Genomic DNA, 20,313 nt, shown 5'->3' with positions numbered 1-20,313 from the left:
GGCTCCCCGCCGCACTCACTTCAGCCTGCTGGAAGCGAGGATGGACACGAGGTGCAGCAGGGTCTGGAGCAGCGCGATACCGGCCAGTACGGCGACACCGATCCGCGAGAAGAGCAGATCGCCGCGGACCGAGTCCACGATCGCGAGGACCAGGATGAGCAGGGACGCCTCGATGCCGAGCACGAGCCGGTGGAACTTCAGCGCCCCCGCTGCCTTGCGGGCCAGGGCCATGCCGGACGAGCGCGGCTCGGAGGCCGACTCCTTGACCGGTGCGAGGCCCTGCTGGTGCCGGGCGACACCGACGAGGTCGGTCTCCGCCTTGATCAGGATGGCGCCGAGCGCGGCGAGCGTGCCGAGGAAGGCCCACAGCCAGTCGATCCGGCCCGAGCCCCACAGGTCGGCGGCGCGAAGACCGAAGCCGACCAGGACCGCGGCGTCGCACAGGTAGGCGGCGACCCGGTCGAGGTAGACCCCGGCCATCGAGTACTGCTTGCGCCAGCGGGCGATCTCGCCGTCGACACAGTCGAGCAGGAGATACAGCTGGACCATGAGCACGCCGAGCACGGCGCCCGTGATCCCCGGTACCAGGAGGGCCGGGGCGGCGAGGGCGCCTGCCACGGTCATCAGATACGTGAGCTGGTTGGGCGTGATCCTGGTGTTCACCAGGTAGCGGTCGCAGCGCAGCGAGATCTCTCGCATGTACAGGCGTCCCGCCCAGTGCTCACCGCTGCGCCGGTCCTTCACCCCTGCGGGGTGAACGACGGGGCGGAGTTCAGCTACCGATGGCCTTGGCATAGTCGGCGTATGCGTCCTTGATCTGGTCGGAATTCAGATTGAGGTGCTCGAGGATCGTGTAGCGCCCGGGGCGCGTCTGCGGGGCGTACTCCACGACCTGGACGAACTCGTCCACGGTGAAGCCGATCTCCTCGGGCGTCACGGGGAGGCCGTGCCTGCGCAGTACCTCCACCATGTAGGCGGACTCCTCCTTCGCCCCTCGCAGGAACATCGCGAAGGCCGCACCCAGGCCGCACTGCTCGCCGTGGCTCGCCGCGCGCTTGGGGAAGAGGAGGTCGAAGGCGTGGTTGATCTCGTGGCAGGCGCCGGACGCCGGGCGGGAGTCGCCCGACACGGACATCGCGATGCCGGTGAGGACCAGACCCTCGGCGAGGACCTGCAGGAAGGCGTCGTCGCCGACGCCACCGGGGTGACGCAGGACCGCCTCGCCCGCCTGGCGCGCCATCGCGGCCGCGAGGCCGTCGATGTCCTCGCCGCGCTCACGTGCGGCGAGCTCCCAGTCCGCGATCGCGGAGATGTTGGACAGGGCGTCGCCGATGCCGGAGCGCACGAAACGTACGGGGGCCTCGCGGATCACATCGAGGTCGATGACGACCGCGATGGGGTTCGGCACTCCGTACGAGCCGCGGCCCGCGTCGTTGTCGAGCGTGGCGACCGGCGAGCAGAGGCCGTCGTGCGACAGGTTCGTCGCGACGGCGACCAGCGGCGCGCCGACCCGCGCGGCGGCGAACTTGGCGCAGTCGATGATCTTGCCGCCGCCGAGGCCGACGACCGCGTCGTAGCGGCCCTTCTTGATGGCGTCGGCGAGCTTGATGGCGTCGTCGAGCGTGCCGCCGCCCACCTCGAACCACTCGGCGGTGGGCAGCGACGCTTCGAGCCGCTGCCGCAGGACCGCGCCGGATCCGCCGCTGATGGCGATGGCGAGCTTGCCGGTTGACGAGCAGATCCGCTGGTCGGCCAGGACCCCGGCCAGGTCGTTGAGCGCCCCCGGCCGGATGTCCACGACGACCGGCGAGGGGATGAGCCTCGTCAGTACTGGCACGCGATCTCCCGGCCCTTGGCGAGGTCGTCGTGGTTGTCGATCTCGACCCACTTGATGTCGCCGATCGGCTCCACGTCGATCTTGAAGCCGCGGTTGACGAGCTCCTGGTAGCCGTCCTCGTAGTAGAGGTCGGGGTCGCGCTCGAAGGTGGTCTTCAGGGCGTCGGCCAGCTGCTCGGCGGCGTCGCCCTCGATGAGCGTGACACCGATGTACTCACCGGTGGCGGACGCGGGGTCCATCAGCTTGGTGATCTTCTGGACGCCCTTCTCGGGGTCCACGATGACCTTCATCTCCTCGTCGGCGAGGTTCTTCACCGTGTCGAGGGCGAGGATGATCTTCTTGCCCTCGCCGCGGGCGGCGAGCAGCGTCTTCTCGACGGAGACGGGGTGCACGGTGTCGCCGTTGGCGAGGATCACCGTGTGCTTGATCGCGTCACGACCGCACCAGAGGGAGTAGGCGTTGTTCCACTCCTCGGCCTTGTCGTTGTCGATCAGCGTGAGCTTGAGGCCGTACTTCGCCTCGAGCGCCGCCTTGCGGTCGTAGACCGCCTCCTTCTTGTAACCGACGATGATCGCGACCTCGGTCAGACCGATCTCCGCGAAGTTGCCGAGGGTCAGGTCGAGGATGGTGGTGTCACCGTCGACCGGCACCAGGGCCTTGGGAAGCGTGTCGGTGTAGGGGCGAAGACGCCGTCCGGCGCCGGCCGCCAGCACAAGGCCGATCATGCGGGTTCTCCTTCATCGTGTACGGCGGGTGCGCCGCGCTTGTGAGCGGTCACCCAGTAGCGGATGCTCTCGACGAGCACCACGAGTGCCACGGCCACGGCGAGTGCCGTGAGCGCGACGGTGAAATCTGTGTCGGTGAGCAGGGCGGCGGCGACAGCGACCACGAGGGTCCTGCCTTCGTGTCCGACGATCGCCCGCACCAGCCAGTGCGGAGGGGCGCCGGCGTCGCCGCGGATGCGGTACACCGTGTCGTAGTGATGGTAGGCGACTGCGGACACCAGCCCGAAAGCCGCGGGCAAGGCGCCGTTCACGTCCGCCTTGGCGGCGAGCAGCAGGATCGTGCCGTACTCGGCCGCGCGGAAGAACGGCGGGACCAGCCAGTCGAGGGTGCCCTTGAGGGGGCGGGCGACAGCCAGACCCGAAGTGATGACGTAGACGACGGCGGCGACGACCACCCAGGGGCTGCCGTAGGACGTGAGGCCCGCCACGCAGACGACCACCGCTCCGCCGACGAAGGCGAGGGCCGGGGCCGGGACGGGCAGGGAGAGGCGGCCGCGCCCGAGCGCCGCGAAGGCGGAGGCGAGCGGCCCGCTGTCGGCGAGGTCCGCGAGTGCCTGTGCGGCGCGGTCGGTGCGGGTCGCCCTGCGGGTCAGCGAGCGCAGGACGCGCCCCGCCGTGGTGTAGCAGGCGGCGAGGCCGCAGCCGATGAGCAGCACGATCAGGGTGATGCGCGGCGTGGTGACCGCGGTGAGCACGGCGATCAGCGCCCAGCGCTCACCGATCGGAAGGACGATCATCCGGCGCAGCCAGACGGTCCACCCGACGCTGTCGAGCTTGTCCGAGAGGGCCGCGGTGGGGCTGGTGTTGGCGGTCGCGTCGTGGTTCGCCTCGTTGAAGGAGAAGTCCACGACGTGCCGGGACGTCTGCAGGACCATCGCGCCGAGCGCGAGCGCCCATACGTCGTCGCCCGTGGCGTTGGCCGCGCCGAGCGCCAGGCCCGCGTAGTAGGCGTACTCCTTGGCGCGGTCGAAGGTCGCGTCGAGCCAGGCGCCGAGGGTCGAGTACTGCAGGGAGTAGCGGGCGAGCTGCCCGTCCGTGCAGTCGAGGACGAAGGAGAAGAGCAGAAGCAGGCCCGCCGCGACGAAGCCGGCGCGGGTGCCGGTGGCCGCGGAGCCCGCCGCGATCAGGGCGACGAGCAGCGACGCGGTGGTGACCTGGTTCGGGGTGAGGCCGCGGCGCGCGCACCAGCGGGCGATGTAACGCGAGTAAGGGGAGATGCAGTACGTCGTGAAGAAACCGTCCCGCGACTTGACCGCGGTCCGCAGGCGTACGGCTTCGTCGTCCACGGCGGCGACGGCCTGGCGTGCCTCGTTGCGGGCCTGCGGATCCCTTGCCACGGTGGCGACGAGGGTGCCGAGGTCGGGGCGGTGGAGTGCGCGGCCCCCGGCTTCGATCGCCTCGGCGACGTGGTCGGCGATCGCCTCGACCGTGAGGGCGGAGCCGCCGCCGTTGCCGGAGCCGGTGGTGGCGCGCAGCGCGTGCGTCAGGTCGGCCCGTGCCTCGGGCCGCGCGCTGACGGCGCCGGGGACGGCGGATGCGGCGAAGCGCGGGTCGGTCAGGCCGAGGCGGAGCGCGTGGACGTGGCCCACGAAGCGCGCGTCGACGACCGCGACCCGCTGACCGGCCGGGACGGCGGCGAGCAGCGTCTCGGTGTCCGCCGCGTCGGAGGCGACCCGGACGTCAAACCCCAGGGACCGCAGATCGCCTTCGAGCGGCGACCCGGGGACCGGCTGACCGGTCAGGATGGCGGTCGACAGACGAACTCACTCCTTGATTCCCGGCGCGGCTCGCGCCGGGCACGTGCGTGATGAGGGGCGCCCCTGGCCGGCAGGGGCCGGGCGGCACGTCGGCAGAGGCTATCGGATGATGGGAAGCAGGCGTTCACCGCCCGTTTACGGCCCGATAAGCGCAGCCTGCCAGGGCCGCCGCCAACTCGATCATCATGGTCGATCGGAGGCGGCACCCACAAACCGCACGTCATTCGACCGGCACAAACGACATAAAGTCGACGTCCATGACATGGATGATCACAGGTGGAGCGGGATATATCGGGGCGCATGTAGCGCGGGCGATGGCGGGCGCCGGGGAGCGGGTCATCGTTCTTGACGACGTCTCGGCGGGGGTGCCTGAGCGGCTCCCCGCGGACATCCCTCTCATTAGGGGCTCTTCGTTCGACGGTGAGCTGCTGCGGCGGGTCTTCGCCGAGCACGGCGTGACGGGTGTGGTGCATCTCGCGGCGCGCAAGCAGGTCGGCGAATCCGTGGAGCAGCCGCTGCGCTACTACCGGGAGAACCTGGGCGGCCTGGTGACGCTCCTCGAAGCGGTGGCCGAGGCCGGGATCAAGCGGTTCGTCTTCTCCTCGTCGGCCGCCGTGTACGGGAACCCGCCCGACGTGGACCTGGTGACGGAGTCCACCCCCTGTGTCCCGATCAACCCCTACGGCGAGACGAAGCTCGCCGGGGAGTGGCTGGTACGGGCCGCGGGGCAGGCGCACGGCATCGCGACCGTGTGCTTGCGCTACTTCAACGTGGCGGGCGCCGCGTCCCCCGAGCTCGCGGACACCGGGGTCTACAACGTGATCCCGATGGTCTTTGACCGGCTCACCCGCGACGAGGCGCCGCGGATCTTCGGCGACGGCCACCCGACGCCGGACGGCACGTGTGTGCGCGACTACATCCACGTCGCCGACCTCGCCGACGCCCACCTCGCGGCGGCCCGCCGCGTCGAGGCGCACCCCGAGGGCGATCTGACGGTGAACATCGGCCGGGGCGAGGGTGTTTCCGTACGCGAACTCGTCACCCTCATCGGTGAGATCTCCGGCGACGACCGCCCGGCGCTCGTCGAACCGGGCCGTTCGGGCGACGCCCCGCGCGCCGTCGCCGACACGGGCCTCGCCGCCGAGGAACTGGGCTTCAAGGCGCGGCGCGGTGTACGCGAGATGGTCGAATCCGCGTGGGCGGGCTGGTGCCACCACCACCCCGATGCGCGCCGCGGCTAGCTGTGCCAGCGCTCTGACCTGCGGTCATTTCCGCAGGTCAGAGCATATGACAACGGTGTTCAGTGCCGTGTTGCCGGGTACCCCCCACCCGTAGTTCACTGTGATCGCGACAGACGCGCGACCGGGGAACAGAAGACCGACACCGAGCACACGGAGGCGGCCGCCATGGGGGCTGGGCACGACCACGGACACACACACGGGGGGACCGCGACGGCTGCGTACCGAGGGCGCCTTCGCATCGCGCTGTCGATCACGATCACCGTCATGGTGGTCGAGATCGTCGGCGGCATCATGGCGGATTCGCTCGCGCTCATCGCGGACGCGACGCACATGGCGACGGACGCGCTCGGCCTCGGCATGGCGCTGCTCGCGATCCAGTTCGCGAACCGCCCGGCGACGGAGAACCGCACCTTCGGCTATGCCCGCGCCGAGATCCTCGCCGCGCTCGCCAACTGTCTGCTGCTGCTCGGCGTCGGCGGCTACGTCCTGTTCGAGGCGATCCAGCGGTTCATCACGCCCGCCGAGACCGAGGGCGGACTGACCATCGTCTTCGGCGTCATCGGCCTGGTGGCGAACATGATCTCGCTCTCGCTCCTGATGCGCGGCCAGAAGGACAGCCTGAACGTGCGCGGCGCCTTCCTCGAGGTCATGGCCGACGCGCTCGGCTCCTTGGCCGTGATCGTCGCGGCGGTCCTGATCCTGACGACCGGCTGGCAGGCGGCGGACCCGATCGCCTCCCTCGTCATCGGCCTCATGATCGTCCCGCGTACGGTGAAACTCCTTCGGGAGACCCTGAACGTGCTCCTGGAGTCCGCCCCCAAGGGCGTCGACATGGCCGAGGTCCGCTCGCACATACTGGATCTGCCGGGCGTGGAGGACGTCCACGACCTGCACGCCTGGACCATCACATCGGGAATGCCGGTCCTTTCCGCACACGTGGTCGTCAGTTCCGAGACGCTGAACGGGATCGGGAACGAGAAGATGCTGCACGAATTGCAGGGATGCCTGGGCGACCACTTCGACGTCGAGCACTGCACCTTCCAGCTGGAACCGTTCGGCCACGCGGAGCACGAGGCGAAGCTCTGCCACTGAAGCACTCCCACTGAGGGTGACTTCCGGTGGTTCCTTGCCGGGAGGGCCCCTCGCGTACGGCAGACTTGAGGTTCGAAGACCGAAGCGAAGGATGCGTATGCCGACCACACCTGCCACCGCGGCGAACAACTCGTCGAACGGCACCGGAGAAGCGATCTTGCTGGAACTCGTGGACGAGGACGGCAGGACGATCGGCACAGCGGAGAAACTCTCCGCGCATCAGGCGCCCGGGCAATTGCACCGGGCGTTCTCTGTTTTCCTCTTCGACGAACAGGGGCGGCTTCTGCTGCAGCAGCGCGCCCTGGGCAAGTACCACTCCCCCGGCGTCTGGTCGAACACCTGCTGCGGCCACCCGTACCCCGGCGAGGCGCCGTTCGCGGCCGCCGCGCGCCGGACGTACGAGGAGCTGGGTGTCTCGCCCTCGCTGCTCGCACAGGCGGGCACCGTGCGCTACAACCACCCGGACCCCGACTCGGGTCTGGTGGAGCAGGAGTTCAACCATCTCTTCGTGGGGATGGTCCAGTCGCCGCTGCGGGCCGACCCGTCCGAGGTCGGCGAGACCGCTTTCGTGACGGCCGACGAGCTGGCGCTGCGGCATGCCGAGGGGCCGTTCTCCGCGTGGTTCATGACCGTCCTGGACGCGGCGCGGCCCGCGATCCGGGAGCTGACGGGGCCTTCCGCCGGCTGGTGAGTCAACTCCCGCCCGGGGCGGATCCGTTGGGTTTCAGGGGCAGGGCGGCCCAGATGACCTTGCCCCCGCTCGCGGTGTGTTCGACGTCGCAGGTCCCGCCCGCCTCCTGCGTGATCTCGCGGACGAGGAGGAGACCGCGGCCACCGGTCTGGCCGTGGTCGGCCACCAGGGCGGTCGGGCGGTAGGGGTGGTCGTCCTCCACGGAGACCCGCACCCACTCGGCGCCCACCGCCACCTCCACCGCGAGCATGGGCGAGAGCAGGGCCGCGTGCCGCACCGCGTTGGTGACCAGTTCGGAGACGATCAGAAGCAGCCCCTGCACGAGGTCGTCCGACGCGGGCACGCCCTGCCGGGCCAGCAGGTCGCGTACCGCGTGCCGTGCCTGGGGCACGGAGGCGTCGACGGCGGCGGCTGTGAACCGCCACACGCCCTCGTACGGCACCTTTCCGGTCTCCGGAGGGAGTGGGCCGGGCCCCCTCCCGTCGTCGTCCATCGTCCGGTCGCCGCCCTTGCGCTCGATTGTCACCACACATCGAGTGTTGGGAATGCACTGGTCCGGACCGGATGACTGACCAGAAGTCAGCGACTATCGGCGGTATTTGATCACTGACGGCCAATCGAGTCAGTTATGTGGCTGCTCCTGTTCCTCCGGTTTCGCTTTCAAGCTTTCTTCGGGTTGTACGGGTTGTGAGCGCTGTTCGGAATCCGGCGCCTCGGCGACCATGCTCACGATCCGGCGGCCGCCCAATCCCGTGGCGAGCAGGCCGAGACCGTCGAAGAGCAGTGCGAGCGAGAAGAAGCAGCCGATCACGTACTGGCTGCTGCTCGGCCAGTTGGCGAGCACCAGGATGCCGAGAAGGAGACCGAAGGCGCCCTGCACGAGCGTCCAGCCGAACTGCGGGCCGCGCACCACCAGACTGCCGACCAGACGGAAGACACCACCGGTCAGGAACAGCAGCGCCGCGAACATCGTCAGCGCCTCCGCCGCCACATCCGGCCTACGGATGATCACGACACCGGCCGCGAGGTTCAGCGCGGCGACGACCACGCCGAGCCAGAAGAAGTTCGTGCCGCGCGACTGCACCGCGTGCAGCAGTCCGACGCAGCCGCCGACCAGGAGCAGCCAGCCGAAGAGGAGCATCGAGGTGAGGGTGGCGAAGCCTGTGTAGACGAGGCCCACGAGCCCCGCAACGGCCAGGACCGCGCCGAGGAGGGCCAGCAGGCCGAGGCTGCGGTTGAGCTGCTTGGCGCCCTGGGCCTGAGGTGTGGCGGCCTTGGCGCTCTTGGGTCGGGCCATCAGCGTCTCCGTCCTGCCGCCCCCGCTGCGCACAGTTCTCGACCGTTCTCAGGGCCACCCCTTCTTGATCGTACGTTCGAGGAGTGCGGATAGCATCCGGCGCATGGAGCCGCAGCTGAGGCAGGCCGTCACCCACGGCGTCGCCACCGTCGTCATCGACCATCCGGCCAAGCGCAACGCCATGACGGCGGACATGTGGCGTCAGGTGCCGCCGCTGCTCGCCGGGCTCGCCGCCGACAGGGCCGTACGGACCCTCGTGCTGACCGGCGAGGGTGCGACCTTCTGCGCGGGCGCCGACATCTCGTCGCTGAGGGAGTCGCCGGGCGAGGCGCAGGATCTTGCGGTACGGGCCGAGGAGGCGCTCGCGGCCTTCCCGAAGCCGACGCTCGCCGCGGTGCGCGGCTACTGCGTGGGCGGGGGGAGTCAGCTGGCGGCGGCCTGCGATCTGCGGTTCGCGGACGAGGGCGCCCTGTTCGGGATCACTCCGGCGAAGCTGGGGATCGTCTACCCGTCGTCGTCCACCCGGCGCCTGGTGTCCCTCGTGGGGCCCGCCACCGCCAAGTACCTGCTGTTCTCGGGCGAGTTGATCGATGCGGGGCGTGCGCTGCGCACCGGTCTGGTGGACGAGGTGCTGCCCGCGGGCGACCTCGACAAGCGGGTCGCGGATTTCACCAAGGTCCTCGCCGCGCGCTCGCAGCTGACGCAGGCGGCCGCCAAGGAGTTCGCGGCGGTCCGCCCTGACCAGGCAGCCCGGGACGACTACTGGAGCGGACAGGCGCGCGCGGGCGGGGAGGCGGGCGGGGACACCGCCGAGGGGGTCGCCGCCTTCCTGGAGCGCCGCGAGCCGCGCTTCACCTGGACTCCCGGTTCGGGACAAGGGCTCTGACCGGGGCTGCGACAGTGGCCGCGAGAGGTGCGCGGAAGCGCCGCCGGTACTCGGCGGGCGCCGTGCCGAGGGTCTTCACGAAGGCCCTGCGCATCGCCTCCGGGGTGCCGTAGCCACAGGCGCGCGAGACCTCCTCGATCCCGCCGGAGGTCTCCTCCAGGAGGCGGCGCGCATGCTCGACGCGTACGCGCTCGACGTACTTGCCCGGCGTCATCCCGGTCTCCGTCTGGAACGCGCGGGCGAAGTGCCGGGGAGAGAGCCGTGCGCGGGCGGCCAGCGACTCGACGCAGAGGTCCTCGTCCGGGTGCTCGGTGATCCACTGCTGGACCTCGCGCAGGGGTTCGCGCTGCGCGGTCTGCGCGGCGAGCTGGGCACTGAACTGCGCCTGGTTTCCCGGGCGCCGCAGGAAGACGACGAGATACCGCGCGACCGTCAGCGCCTCGTCCCGGCCCAGGTCCTCCTCGACGAGCGCAAGGGCCAGGTCGATGCCCGCGGTCACGCCCGCGGACGTCGCGACATGACCGTCGCGGACGAAGATCGGGTCGGGGTCGACCTCGACGGCGGGGTGGTCACGGGCGAGCTTGGCGCAGAATGCCCAGTGGGTCGTCGCCCGGCGGCCGTCCAGGAGACCGGCTTCGGCGAGCAGGACGGCGCCGGTGCAGACCGAGACCAGGCGCCGGGCGCGCGGGGCGTTCGTCCGCAGCCAGTCGATCAGGCGGGGATCGGCCTGGCCACCGTCGAGGCCGCCCGGGGTGAGCAGGGTGTGCGGAACGGGGGCGTCGGCGAGAGAGGAGTCCGGTACGAGCGTGAGCCCGCTGGAGGTGCGTACGGGAGCGCCGTCGAGCGACGCGGTGCGGATGCGGTACGCCGACACGTCGCCGCCGCGGCAGGCGGCGGCGCCCGCGAAAACCTCCACCGGTCCCGTGACATCCAGGCTCTGTACCCCGTCGAAGAGGACGACCAGGACGGTTCGCTGCTCCATGCCCTTGATTCTTGGCCTCGCGCGCGATGGCTGCAATGCCGAACAGCCCACTTTTCCTGCCATCGGGGCCCGCTCCATAGTCCGCTTCCTCTGCCGTCCCATCAGCGCATACGGCTCAGTGCGTACGGCACTGTGGCGGCCCGGCTGCGCGAGCGCCCCGGGCTTCACCTCATACCAACCAGTCGGTAACGTGCATCCATGACTTCTCTTACGCCTCCCTCCCCGGCCGCCGCACTGCACCCCCGCGCGGGACGCCGATGTCACAACGTGCTCAATTCGCTGCACTCGACGCACTACTTCTCGCCCGACGCTGCGCGCGAGCTGGCCGAGATCGGGATCACCCACCCCAAGGCCGTCAATTTCGCCGTACGCACGGCGGCGATGGGGCCCGTCGGCGCCGGAGTGGTCACCGCGGCGTTCTACAACTACAAGCACGAACTCGTCGCCCGGCACGTGCCCGGCATCTGGCGCACCGCGTCCCCCGAGGACGTCCTCGCGGCACGCGCGCGCACCGTCGACTCGACGCTGCGGCGCCTCCTGGGCGAAGAAGCCATCGCGTCCCCGGAGATGGCGGAGGCGGCCGAGCTCGCGCTGCGCGCCACCGAGGCCTGCTCCCGTTCCGCGCGCCCGCTGTACTCCGCCCACGCGGACCTGCCCGTCCCCGAGCAGCCGCACCTCGCGCTCTGGCACGCCGCGACACTGCTGCGCGAGCACCGGGGCGACGGGCACCTCACGGCCCTCCAGAACGCCGAACTCGACGGCCTCGAGGCCCTGGTGAGCCACACGGCGACCGGCAAGGGCATGACGCCGAAGTGGAACTTCTCCACCCGCGGCTGGAACCAGGAGGAATGGGATGGAGCCGTGCGGCGGCTCCACGCCCGCGGACTGCACGACGGGGTGTCCGAGCTGACGGAGGCCGGTGTCGAGCTGCGCCGGGACATCGAGGAGGCCACGGACCGCCTCGACCGGGCGCCCTACGAGCACCTGGGCGCGGCGGGCGTCGAGCGCCTCACCGACCTCGCCACGGGGTTCGCGGGCGCGGCGCTGAAGGCGGGGGCGTTCCCGGCGGACCTGCTCGGCAAGGCGTAGACGGACGCGTGGACAGCGGACCGGTCGGGGCGGGCACGCCGGGTCTGATCCCCCCGCTGTCGGTGCCACCTGCCACAATTACCCCGCAACCCCAGTGAGAAGGCGGGAAACGTGGCACCTCTGCAGACGTCCACTCCAGCATCGATCGAAGGCAGGATCGCCGAAGAACTCGGCGTACGGGAGCGGCAGGTGAAGGCCGCCGTCGACCTGCTCGACGGCGGCTCGACGGTGCCCTTCATCGCTCGCTACCGCAAGGAAGCGACCGAGATGCTCGACGACGCGCAGCTGCGCACACTCGAGGAGCGCCTGCGTTATCTGCGGGAGCTCGAGGAGCGGCGCGCGGCGATCCTCGAATCGGTGCGCGAGCAGGGCAAGCTCACCGACGATCTTGAGGCACGGATCCGCGCGGCGGACACCAAGGCGCGGCTCGAGGACATTTACCTGCCGTTCAAGCCGAAGCGCCGCACGAAGGCACAGATCGCCCGTGAGGCAGGGCTCGAGCCGCTGGCCGACGGCCTGCTCGGCGACCCGTCGGTCGATCCGGTCGCCGCGGCCGCGGCCTTCGTCGACGCCGACAAGGGCGTCGCCGAACCGCAGGCCGCCCTGGACGGCGCCCGCGCGATCCTCGCCGAGCGGTTCTCCGAGGACGCCGATCTGATCGGCGAGCTGCGCGAGCGCATGTGGGTGCGCGGCCGCCTCGCCGCGAAGGTCCGCGACGGCAAGGAGGAGGCGGGCGCCAAGTTCGCCGACTACTTCGACTTCGCCGAACCCTTCAAGGAGCTGCCGTCGCACCGCATCCTCGCGATGCTGCGCGGCGAGAAGGAGGACGTCCTCGATCTCGTCCTCGAACCGGAGGAGGCCACAGAGGGCCCGTCTTCGTACGAGGGGATGGTCGCCCACCGCTTCGGTGTCCAGGACCGTGGGCGCCCCGGGGACAAGTGGCTGCAGGACACCGTGCGTTGGTCCTGGCGGACCCGCATCCTGGTGCACCTGGGCATCGACCTGCGCCTCCGCCTCCGTACGGCCGCCGAGGACGAGGCCGTGCGGGTCTTCGCGTCGAACCTGCGCGACCTGCTGCTTGCCGCACCGGCGGGCACGCGCGCGACGCTGGGGCTCGACCCCGGTTTCCGTTCGGGTGTGAAGGTCGCCGTGGTCGACGCGACCGGCAAGGTCGTCGCCACCGACGTCATCAACCCGCATGTCCCGGCGAACAAGTGGGACCAGTCCCTGGCCACCCTGGCGAAGCTCGCCAAGGAGCACGCGGTCGACCTGATCGCGATCGGGAACGGCACGGCGTCGCGCGAGACGGACAAGCTCGCCGGTGAACTCATCACGAAGCACCCGGAGTTGAACCTCACGAAGGTGATGGTCTCCGAGGCGGGCGCCTCGGTGTACTCGGCGTCGGCCTTCGCCTCGCAGGAGCTGCCCGACATGGACGTGTCGCTGCGCGGCGCCGTGTCCATCGCGCGGCGGCTTCAGGACCCGCTCGCCGAGCTGGTGAAGATCGACCCGAAGTCCATCGGTGTCGGCCAGTACCAGCACGACCTCTCCGAGATGAAGCTGTCGCGCTCGCTCGACACGGTCGTCGAGGACTGTGTGAACGGCGTCGGCGTGGACGTGAACACGGCGTCCGCCCCGCTGCTCGCCCGGGTCTCCGGCATCGGCGCGGGCCTCGCCGAGAACATCGTGTCGCACCGCGACACGAACGGCCCCTTCTCCTCCCGCAAGGGCCTCAAGGGCGTGGCGCGCCTCGGCCCCAAGGCGTACGAACAGTGCGCGGGCTTCCTGCGCATCCGGGGCGGCGACGACCCGCTCGACGCGTCCAGCGTGCACCCCGAGGCCTATCCCGTGGTGCGCAAGATGGCGAAGAAGACGGGCGGCGAGGTCGCCTCGCTCATCGGCGACACGGCGACGCTGCGCTCCCTGCGGGCCGACGAGTTCGTGGACGAGTCCTTCGGTCTGCCGACCGTGAGCGACATCCTCAAGGAGCTGGAGAAGCCCGGGCGCGACCCGCGGCCCGCGTTCAAGACGGCGACCTTCAAGGACGGCGTCGAGAAGATCTCCGACCTCGCGTCCGGGATGGTCCTCGAAGGGGTCGTCACGAACGTGGCGGCGTTCGGTGCCTTCGTGGACATCGGCGTCCACCAGGACGGGCTCGTGCATGTCTCCGCGATGTCCAAGACGTTCGTCAAGGACCCGCGGGACGTGGTGAAGCCGGGCGACATCGTCAAGGTGAAGGTGATGGACGTCGACATTCCGCGCAAGCGGATCTCGCTGACGCTGCGTCTGGACGACGAGGCGAGCCAGGCCGACGGCGAGCAGCCCAAGCGGGGCGGGCGTCCCCCGCAGCAGCGGCAGCAGGGCGGCCAGCGCCCTCAGCGCCCCGCACGACAAGGCCAGGGCCAAAGTCAGGGCCAGGGCCAGCGGCAGGGCGGCGGCCAGGGTCAACGCAAGGAGCGGCAGGGGCCACCACCGGCCAATGACGCGATGGCGGACGCGCTGCGCCGTGCCGGATTGCTGAAGCCCTAGCGGCGCCGATCCAGTTAAGAGTCGGCGGAGGTCAGGGTGACAGCTCGGTCACCTTGCCCTCCGTCACCTCGAGACGGCGTGTGACCCGTACGGCGTCCAGCATCCTGCGGTCATGCGTCACCAGGAGCAGGGTGCCCTCGTACGCGTCGAGCGCCGACTCCAGCTGCTCGATCGCGGGCAGGTCGAGGTGGTTAGTGGGCTCGTCGAGGACCAGGAGATTGACGCCCCGTCCCTGAAGCAACGCGAGGCCCGCCCGGGTGCGCTCTCCCGGGGAGAGAGTGGCGGCGGGGCGCAGGACGTGCGCGGCCTTCAGGCCGAACTTGGCGAGCAGCGTGCGCACTTCGGCCGGTTCGGTCTCCGGCACGGCCGCGCAGAACGCGTCAAGGAGCGACTCCGGGCCGTGGAACAGCGCGCGGGCCTGGTCCACCTCGCCGACGAGCACCCCTGAGCCGAGGGCCGCGTGGCCCGCGTCCGTGGGGATGCGGGTCAGCAGGGTGCCGAGCAGGGTCGACTTGCCCGAGCCGTTCGCACCGGTGATCGCCACCCGGTCCGCCCAGTCGATCTGCAGCGTCACGGGCCCGAGCGTGAAGTCGCCGCGGTGCACCTCGGCGTCGCGGAGGGTGGCGACGACGCTGCCGGAGCGCGGCGCCGACGCGATCTCCATCTGCAGCTCCCACTCCTTGCGGGGCTCATCGACGACGTCGAGCCGTTCGATCATGCGCTGCGTCTGGCGTGCCTTCGCCGCCTGCTTCTCGCTGGACTCGCTGCGGAAGTTCCGGCCGATCTTGTCGTTGTCGCCCGCCTTGCGCCGGGCGTTCTTGACGCCCTTGTCCATCCAGCCCCGCTGCATCTGGGCACGGCCCTCAAGGGCGGACTTCTTGTCGGCGTACTCCTCGAACTCGTCGCGTGCGTGGCGGCGCGCGACGTCCCGCTCCTCCAAGTAGGCCTCGTAGCCGCCGCCGTAGAGGTTGATCTGCTGCTGGGCGAGGTCGAGTTCGAGGACCTTGGTGACGGTGCGGGTGAGGAACTCGCGGTCGTGGCTGACGACGACCGTGCCCGCGCGCAGTCCGCGGACGAAGCTCTCCAGGCGTTCGAGGCCCGCCAGGTCGAGGTCGTTGGTCGGCTCGTCCAGGAGGAACACGTCGTAGCGGGAGAGGAGGAGCGAGGCGAGGCCCGCGCGGGCGGCCTGACCGCCGGAGAGGGATGTCATGGGCTGATCGAGGCTGATGTCGAGGCCCAGCGAGGCCGCGACCTCCTCGGACCGCTCGTCCAGGTCGGCGCCGCCGAGCGCCAGCCAGCGCTCCAGGCTGAGCGCGTACGCGTCGTCCGCGCCCGGGGTTCCATCGACCAGGCCCTGGGTCGCCTCGTCCATGGCCCGCTGGGCCTCGTCGACGCCGGTGCGGCGGGCCAGGAAGCTGCGGATGGACTCGCCGGGGCGGCGGTCGGGCTCCTGCGGGAGGTGCCCCACGGACGCGCTGGGCGGGGAGAGCCGGAGCTCACCGGCCTCCGGGGTGTCCAGGCCCGCCAGGAGGCGGAGCAGGGTCGACTTGCCGGCGCCGTTGGCGCCGACCAGGCCGATGACGTCGCCGGGGGCGACGACAAGATCCAGGGCGGAGAAGAGGGAGCGGTCGCCGTGGCCGGCGGCGAGATTCTTGGCGACGAGGGTTGCGGTCATCAGGGGGTCGAGTTTAAGCGAGGCGCGGACCGCGCCTCACGGGGCGGGCCGTCACGACAGGTGCAGGCCGCTCAGTTTGTCCGGGTTGAACTGGAACCGCATGTTGTGGATCAAGCCGTCCGCGAGGTCGTAGGTCAGGCACCCTCCGACGTAGTCGCCGAGCTTGAACAGGACGCTCAGTTCGCCGTTGACGGTGGCGGGCTCCAGCGTGACGCCCGTCAGCGCGGGCTTGCCCAGGACGCCGAGGAACCAGCGCGCCACGTGATCCGTGCCGTACAGCGGGCGGCGGGCCGCCGTGACCTTGCCGCCGCCGTCGGACCAGGCGGTGACATCGGGGGCGAGGAGTTCCATGACCGCGTTCAGGTCGCCGCCCGAGCAGGCAGAAAGGAACCGCGCGGTGACCTGGCGGCGCTGATCGGCGTCCGTGTCGAAGCGGGGGCGGCGCGCCTGGACGTGAGCGCGGGCGCGGCGCGCGATCTGCCGGACGGTGGCCTCGGGGCGGTCCACGGTCTCGGCGATCTCCGCGTGCGAGTAGCCGAAGACCTCGCGGAGCAGGAAGACCGCGCGCTCCACCGGGCTCAGGGATTCGAGGACGACCAGCATGGCCGTCGAAACGGTGTCGGCGAGCTCGCTCTCCTCGGCTATGTCGGGTGAGGTCAGCAGAGGTTCGGGGAGCCACGGGCCGATGTACGTCTCGCGGGTGGCCCGCGCCGAAGTGAGCCGGTTCAACGACAAGTTGGTGACCGTGCGCACGAGGTAGGCCTTGGGATGGCGGACCGTGTCGCGGTCCGCCGAGCTCCAGGTCAGCCACGCGTCCTGCAGGACGTCCTCGGCATCGGCGACGCTGCCCAGCATCCGGTAGGCGGTGGAGTGCAGCAGTCGCCGGTGCTCGAGGAACGGGTCAAGTACGGGCGTGGCGTCGGTCATCGGGGCATGCTCCCAGCGTGGCGAACAGGGCGACAAGGTGCACAGGGCCCGCACCGCACCTCTTCACTTGCGGAGCCGGGCCGCCCGTATCGCGGTGACCACGATCCAGAGGATCGCCGTGAAGCGGCCCAGGGGCAGGAGCAGCATGACGGACTCGCTCGCGAAGGAGAGGACCGACAGGAGCGCGAGGCCCGCCGACACGAAGCCGAGGGCGGTGGTCCAGCGGGGAGCCGAGGCGCGGAGGACGAGTGCGCTCGCGCCGACGAGGATCCCGAGGAACGGGACGTGCGCAGGGCCTCCCGCCATGAAGGTGAGGTGGTGCAGCGTGTGCAGGGTGTCGCCGCTCGCGTCGAGCACCGGGATGGCGAGACCGATCAGTGCGCAGGCCGCCAGGCCCGCAGCGGCGCACAGGCCGCTCGCCCGCGCGAGGCCTGCGCCCGCCCGCCTGGTCAGCGCCAGGACGAAGGCGGCAAGCGGCACGACCGACAGGAGCTGCAGGACGCTCATGCCGACGACGACGCCTCCGTTGTCGGCGAAGTACGCCTCCGTCACCTTGTCCGCGTCGAACGGCGAGGGATAGGTGGCGCTTCCGGCGAGGCCGGAGAAGACCAGACTGGCGATGAACAGGACGGCGAACGCGATTCCGGTGAGGGTGAGGGTGAGGGTGTGGGTGTGGGTGAGGGCCTGGCGGCTGGATACGCGTGTCGCTGCCGTGGTGGCCGATGTGGGTGAGGCGACTGCGGTCATTTGGACAACTCCTTGATGGGGATGGGGTGTTGCTGGCATTCCGGTGCGGCAGCGACCTCATGACCATCGGGGCTCGCGCCGCCTGCCGCGTCGCCGATGGCACCGGCCGGCGGAACCCTCATCGCGCGTTCCTCGCGGCGCGGGTCGCGCGACCCCCCTTGGACAGGGATGCGGAGACGGAGACTCGCCTGCTGAGGCGGTACATCTTCAGCGGGCTGCCGCTGATCGTCTCCTTGTAGGCGACGGCCGCCCTGCCGCTGAGGAACCAGCGGCGCGGGGTGTCGTCGGCGTGGGTGAACTGGATGACGGCGTCCCTGCGGCCGAGGCTGACCGGCTGATGGAAGTAGCCGAAGCGGAACGGCTTGACGCTCTTGCCGCGCAGCCGCCCGGCCAGGGAGTCGGCGGTGTACGCGGCGGCAGGGAGACCGCTCTGGCAGGTGCCGTGGACCTGCCCCCAGGCCTGACGGACGGCGGCCGCGTCGCCGATCGCGTGGATCTGAGGGTGCGAGGTCGAGCGGAGGGTGGCGTCGACCACGATCAGACCGCGTTCGTCGACGGCGATACCGGCGTCGGCGGCAAGGGCCGGGACCCGCACGCCGGTGGTCCACAGACACGCGTCGGCGGGGATGAGTGCTCCGTCGGCCAACTCGACGCCCTCGGGCAGGACTTTGCTGATCGCGGAGCCGACCCGGAGGGTGATGCCGAGGCGCTCGAACGCGGCGTGCAGGTGAGCGCGCGCCTTCGCGTTCATCAGGGGGCCGGGTTCGCTCCGGCTGATCAGCGTGACCCGGAGGCCGGGGTGGCTCTCGGCGATCTCGGTGGCGGCCTCGACGCCGGTGAGGCCGCCACCGCAGACGTTCACGGCGCCGCCGGCAAGGGCCAGTTCCGCGAGCCGCTCCGCGAAGCGACGCGCGACGCGCGGGCTGTTCAGGGTGACGGCGTGCTCGTCCGCCCCAGGAACCGTGCTCGTGTCGGTGGAGCTGCCGAGTGCGTACACCAGACTGTCGTACGTGAGCGTGGCAGGCCCGTCAGGCGTGTCGACCGCCACCGCCCGGTGCTCGGCGTCGATGGCCGTCGCCGTGCCCCGCACGAAGACGACGCCCGTCCCGCGCAGGATGTCGGAGATCTGATGGACCGCCAACTCCTGGCCGCCGACGATCTGATGCATCCGCAGCCGCTCGGTGAACCGGGGCGAGGGATTCACCAGCGTGACACGCACGCCGGTACGCCGGGTGCGGCGCGCCAGGCGGATAGCGCACAGCAGGCCGGTGTAACCGGCACCCAGGACGACGATCCGGTGCTCGCTCTTCATCCGCAACTCCCGCGTTCGTGCCCCGGGTCCCGGGGGCGTCGTATCGGTGACGCCCATGGGACAGACGGGCCCGCCCCGGCGTGACACATCACGAATGTGAGCCACGTCACATCGGTGGGAGCCTCGGAGTCGCAGAGGCACGTCGCAGAGATGCAGAGTTGCGGGCTACCCCACTATCGGCGCCACCAGCACACTGCCCGTCGTCCGTGCCACCACGAACGACTCCCCCTTCGTCGCCTTCGCGTCCAGCGTGATGCGGTGCTCCCCAGGCTCCAGTACGCCGTCGAACACTTCGTGGACCTGGGTGCGCCGGAGCCGGTCAAGGCGGTACGCGAGGATCTTGACCCGGCAGGTCGATGTGGTCTCGACGTCCGCCGTGCCGTCCACCGCCACGAGCCGCGTCAGGCGACGCTGCTCCAACGGGCTCTGATCCAGGGCGTGTTCTATCTGCGCGACCAGGAGCGGAATGATCGGGGCCAGGCCGTCGACGTACGCGGCCCGGATCCCCGCCGCGTCGAACGCCGCGCACACTCCGTCCCGCGTGGCCGCCGGGACGGCCTGCCCGAAAGCCACCGCCCCGTACGTCCGCAGCTCGTCCGGCGGCACGCCCGTCGCGTCCGCCGCGATCTCGGCGCCGACGCCGATCGTGCGCAGCGCCGCCGCGAGCTTGGCCAGGACGGCTACGCGGGCGCCGATCAGGAGCACCCTGCGTCGCGCCGCGGGTTCCCCTTGTGTCAGCAACTGGTGCAGCGCGTCGCGGTATTCGGCGCCGTCGAAGCGGAAGGGCCCTATGCCGTGGTAGCCGTTGAGTTCCAGGTCGGCCCGCTCGGCCGTCTGCCAGGCGAAGTCCCGCCATACGTAGGTGTCGGTGCCGTCCGGTGCCCGCTCGATGACCGCCGTGACCGCCCCGCACTCCAGGCCTTCGCACTCGGGACAGCCGTAGATGACGTGCCGGTCGTCGATCAGGGGTGCTTCCGCCTCGAGGAGAAGACCGCGTACATGGTGGGTGAAGATCGCGGGCGGCACGTCGGAGGCGAGTGGGGAGACGGCGTCGAGGTCGGAGAGCTGGAACAGCAGCGGGCGCCCGTTCACGATGAAGTCGACGAAATCCCGGTGGACTTGGTAGTCACCGTTGGCGAGAACTCCACCGGCGCGCATGGCCGGTGCCAGACCGAAAGTCGCGTACTCGGCAGACATGGTGTGAGTATCCCCATCTGGGGGGTGATGTGAGCACGGCACGACTTATTCCGCTAAGTTCCGATCGAACCGACGACGCCTGTTCGATGGCCGCTCGCCTCAATCCCCCTTCCTGTACGCCGCGTTGGCGACTCGGGCGGCGACGGCGGGCGTACGCATGGTCGATGGCGTACGAGGTGAGACGCGGCTGGACGAGTCGCTGTCCGAGGCGCCCCGTGTGGTCGGGGCGGGGATGCACACAGGAGGCGGCGCGCTTCACGGACGAAGCG

Annotated in this window: 19 protein-coding genes; 7 read left to right on the top strand and 12 right to left on the bottom strand. The window is 70.6% G+C overall.

The annotated features are described in order from the left end of the window. Positions 1–15 precede the first annotated feature (15 nt). Genes ACFQ7F_RS01320 through ACFQ7F_RS01305 form a run of 4 tightly spaced genes read right to left on the bottom strand, consistent with a single transcriptional unit; the run spans position 16 to position 4,211 of the window. Positions 16–795, bottom strand: coding sequence for a CDP-alcohol phosphatidyltransferase family protein (locus ACFQ7F_RS01320; protein WP_383264288.1), 780 nt, complete (start codon positions 793–795; stop codon positions 16–18). Beyond that, the gene (locus tag ACFQ7F_RS01315; RefSeq protein WP_383264285.1) at positions 773–1,837 is read right to left on the bottom strand and encodes an iron-containing alcohol dehydrogenase family protein; all 1,065 of its coding nucleotides are present in this window, start codon (positions 1,835–1,837) and stop codon (positions 773–775) included. Before ACFQ7F_RS01315 ends, ACFQ7F_RS01320 begins: the two co-directional genes overlap by 23 nt. Continuing rightward, positions 1,825–2,562 (bottom strand): sugar phosphate nucleotidyltransferase, encoded by a 738-nt coding sequence (locus ACFQ7F_RS01310; protein WP_383264282.1) that lies wholly within the window; start codon positions 2,560–2,562, stop codon positions 1,825–1,827. The genes ACFQ7F_RS01315 and ACFQ7F_RS01310 overlap by 13 nt, the downstream gene beginning before the upstream one ends. After that, complete coding sequence (locus tag ACFQ7F_RS01305; protein ID WP_383264279.1) at positions 2,559–4,211, bottom strand: DUF5941 domain-containing protein; 1,653 nt, start codon at positions 4,209–4,211, stop codon at positions 2,559–2,561. Before ACFQ7F_RS01305 ends, ACFQ7F_RS01310 begins: the two co-directional genes overlap by 4 nt. On the opposite strand from ACFQ7F_RS01305, the gene ACFQ7F_RS01300 reads away from it, so the two are divergent. The 4 genes from ACFQ7F_RS01300 (at position 4,203) to idi (ending at position 7,403) form a co-directional block, all read left to right on the top strand. Then, the gene (locus tag ACFQ7F_RS01300; RefSeq protein ID WP_383264276.1) at positions 4,203–4,430 is read left to right on the top strand and encodes a hypothetical protein; all 228 of its coding nucleotides are present in this window, start codon (positions 4,203–4,205) and stop codon (positions 4,428–4,430) included. The two genes, ACFQ7F_RS01305 and ACFQ7F_RS01300, sit on opposite strands and share 9 nt — an antisense overlap. A 206-nt stretch (positions 4,431–4,636) precedes the next feature. Continuing rightward, positions 4,637–5,620, top strand: coding sequence for a UDP-glucose 4-epimerase GalE (gene galE / locus ACFQ7F_RS01295; protein WP_383264273.1), 984 nt, complete (start codon positions 4,637–4,639; stop codon positions 5,618–5,620). A gap of 165 nt (positions 5,621–5,785) precedes the next feature. Further along, positions 5,786–6,712, top strand: a complete 927-nt coding sequence (locus ACFQ7F_RS01290) for a cation diffusion facilitator family transporter (RefSeq protein WP_383264270.1) — start codon at positions 5,786–5,788, stop codon at positions 6,710–6,712. Between the two features lie 97 nt (positions 6,713–6,809). Next, entirely contained in the window at positions 6,810–7,403 is a 594-nt protein-coding gene (idi, locus tag ACFQ7F_RS01285) for an isopentenyl-diphosphate Delta-isomerase (protein ID WP_383264267.1), read from the top strand. A gap of 1 nt (position 7,404) precedes the next feature. Here the strand turns inward: idi and ACFQ7F_RS01280 are convergent, their stop codons facing one another. Together ACFQ7F_RS01280 and ACFQ7F_RS01275 are read right to left on the bottom strand one after the other, a co-directional pair. After that, entirely contained in the window at positions 7,405–7,896 is a 492-nt protein-coding gene (locus ACFQ7F_RS01280; RefSeq protein WP_383264825.1) for an ATP-binding protein, read from the bottom strand. Positions 7,897–8,025: 129 nt separating this feature from the next. Then, on the bottom strand, positions 8,026–8,700 hold the full coding sequence (locus ACFQ7F_RS01275; RefSeq protein WP_383264264.1) for an HdeD family acid-resistance protein: 675 nt from the start codon (positions 8,698–8,700) through the stop codon (positions 8,026–8,028). A 103-nt stretch (positions 8,701–8,803) separates the two neighbouring features. Between ACFQ7F_RS01275 and ACFQ7F_RS01270 the strand changes: the two genes are divergently transcribed. Then, positions 8,804–9,586, top strand: a complete 783-nt coding sequence (locus tag ACFQ7F_RS01270; RefSeq protein ID WP_383264261.1) for an enoyl-CoA hydratase/isomerase family protein — start codon at positions 8,804–8,806, stop codon at positions 9,584–9,586. On the opposite strand, the gene ACFQ7F_RS01265 is transcribed toward ACFQ7F_RS01270, so the two are convergent. Beyond that, a complete protein-coding gene (locus ACFQ7F_RS01265) occupies positions 9,552–10,568 on the bottom strand; it encodes a GlxA family transcriptional regulator (protein ID WP_383264258.1) in 1,017 nt (338 codons plus the stop codon). The genes ACFQ7F_RS01270 and ACFQ7F_RS01265 overlap by 35 nt on opposite strands. A 198-nt stretch (positions 10,569–10,766) precedes the next feature. Here ACFQ7F_RS01265 and ACFQ7F_RS01260 point away from each other — a divergent pair, with 198 nt between their 5' ends. Then, complete coding sequence (locus tag ACFQ7F_RS01260; RefSeq protein WP_383264255.1) at positions 10,767–11,657, top strand: hypothetical protein; 891 nt, start codon at positions 10,767–10,769, stop codon at positions 11,655–11,657. A 111-nt stretch (positions 11,658–11,768) separates the two neighbouring features. Continuing rightward, positions 11,769–14,186 (top strand): Tex family protein, encoded by a 2,418-nt coding sequence (locus tag ACFQ7F_RS01255; RefSeq protein WP_383264252.1) that lies wholly within the window; start codon positions 11,769–11,771, stop codon positions 14,184–14,186. Positions 14,187–14,217: 31 nt separating this feature from the next. Here the strand turns inward: ACFQ7F_RS01255 and ACFQ7F_RS01250 are convergent, their stop codons facing one another. From ACFQ7F_RS01250 to ACFQ7F_RS01230, 5 genes are all read right to left on the bottom strand, one after another. After that, positions 14,218–15,861, bottom strand: coding sequence for an ABC-F family ATP-binding cassette domain-containing protein (locus ACFQ7F_RS01250; RefSeq protein WP_383264249.1), 1,644 nt, complete (start codon positions 15,859–15,861; stop codon positions 14,218–14,220). A gap of 51 nt (positions 15,862–15,912) precedes the next feature. Continuing rightward, positions 15,913–16,788 (bottom strand): RNA polymerase sigma-70 factor, encoded by an 876-nt coding sequence (locus ACFQ7F_RS01245; RefSeq protein WP_383264246.1) that lies wholly within the window; start codon positions 16,786–16,788, stop codon positions 15,913–15,915. A 63-nt stretch (positions 16,789–16,851) separates the two neighbouring features. Further along, positions 16,852–17,535 (bottom strand): hypothetical protein, encoded by a 684-nt coding sequence (locus ACFQ7F_RS01240; protein ID WP_383264243.1) that lies wholly within the window; start codon positions 17,533–17,535, stop codon positions 16,852–16,854. A 118-nt stretch (positions 17,536–17,653) separates the two neighbouring features. Continuing rightward, positions 17,654–18,847, bottom strand: coding sequence for an NAD(P)/FAD-dependent oxidoreductase (locus tag ACFQ7F_RS01235; protein WP_383264240.1), 1,194 nt, complete (start codon positions 18,845–18,847; stop codon positions 17,654–17,656). Positions 18,848–19,012: 165 nt separating this feature from the next. Next, positions 19,013–20,044 carry an oxidoreductase gene (locus ACFQ7F_RS01230; RefSeq protein WP_383264237.1) on the bottom strand — a complete coding sequence of 344 codons (1,032 nt, stop codon included), beginning with the start codon at positions 20,042–20,044 and terminating at the stop codon, positions 19,013–19,015. Positions 20,045–20,313 lie beyond the last annotated feature (269 nt).

The organism is Streptomyces sp. NPDC056486, assembly GCF_042795295.1.
GTDB lineage: Bacteria > Actinomycetota > Actinomycetes > Streptomycetales > Streptomycetaceae > Streptomyces.
The sequence above is the reverse complement of the archived record's forward strand: the minus strand, read 5'-3'. Positions and strand labels throughout refer to the sequence as shown.

What these genes read in the sequence shown, in the direction of transcription:
- galE (WP_383264273.1), top strand. Translation starts at nt 4,637, where the DNA reads ATGACATGGATGATCACAGGTGGAGCGGGATATATCGGGGCGCATGTA.
- idi (WP_383264267.1), top strand. Translation starts at nt 6,810, where the DNA reads ATGCCGACCACACCTGCCACCGCGGCGAACAACTCGTCGAACGGCACC.
- ACFQ7F_RS01275 (WP_383264264.1), bottom strand. Translation starts at nt 8,700, where the DNA reads ATGGCCCGACCCAAGAGCGCCAAGGCCGCCACACCTCAGGCCCAGGGC.
- ACFQ7F_RS01280 (WP_383264825.1), bottom strand. Translation starts at nt 7,896, where the DNA reads ATGGACGACGACGGGAGGGGGCCCGGCCCACTCCCTCCGGAGACCGGA.
- ACFQ7F_RS01270 (WP_383264261.1), top strand. Translation starts at nt 8,804, where the DNA reads ATGGAGCCGCAGCTGAGGCAGGCCGTCACCCACGGCGTCGCCACCGTC.
- ACFQ7F_RS01260 (WP_383264255.1), top strand. Translation starts at nt 10,767, where the DNA reads ATGACTTCTCTTACGCCTCCCTCCCCGGCCGCCGCACTGCACCCCCGC.
- ACFQ7F_RS01290 (WP_383264270.1), top strand. Translation starts at nt 5,786, where the DNA reads ATGGGGGCTGGGCACGACCACGGACACACACACGGGGGGACCGCGACG.
- ACFQ7F_RS01235 (WP_383264240.1), bottom strand. Translation starts at nt 18,847, where the DNA reads ATGAAGAGCGAGCACCGGATCGTCGTCCTGGGTGCCGGTTACACCGGC.
- ACFQ7F_RS01320 (WP_383264288.1), bottom strand. Translation starts at nt 795, where the DNA reads ATGCCAAGGCCATCGGTAGCTGAACTCCGCCCCGTCGTTCACCCCGCA.
- ACFQ7F_RS01240 (WP_383264243.1), bottom strand. Translation starts at nt 17,535, where the DNA reads ATGACCGCAGTCGCCTCACCCACATCGGCCACCACGGCAGCGACACGC.
- ACFQ7F_RS01245 (WP_383264246.1), bottom strand. Translation starts at nt 16,788, where the DNA reads ATGACCGACGCCACGCCCGTACTTGACCCGTTCCTCGAGCACCGGCGA.
- ACFQ7F_RS01310 (WP_383264282.1), bottom strand. Translation starts at nt 2,562, where the DNA reads ATGATCGGCCTTGTGCTGGCGGCCGGCGCCGGACGGCGTCTTCGCCCC.
- ACFQ7F_RS01250 (WP_383264249.1), bottom strand. Translation starts at nt 15,861, where the DNA reads ATGACCGCAACCCTCGTCGCCAAGAATCTCGCCGCCGGCCACGGCGAC.
- ACFQ7F_RS01230 (WP_383264237.1), bottom strand. Translation starts at nt 20,044, where the DNA reads ATGTCTGCCGAGTACGCGACTTTCGGTCTGGCACCGGCCATGCGCGCC.
- ACFQ7F_RS01265 (WP_383264258.1), bottom strand. Translation starts at nt 10,568, where the DNA reads ATGGAGCAGCGAACCGTCCTGGTCGTCCTCTTCGACGGGGTACAGAGC.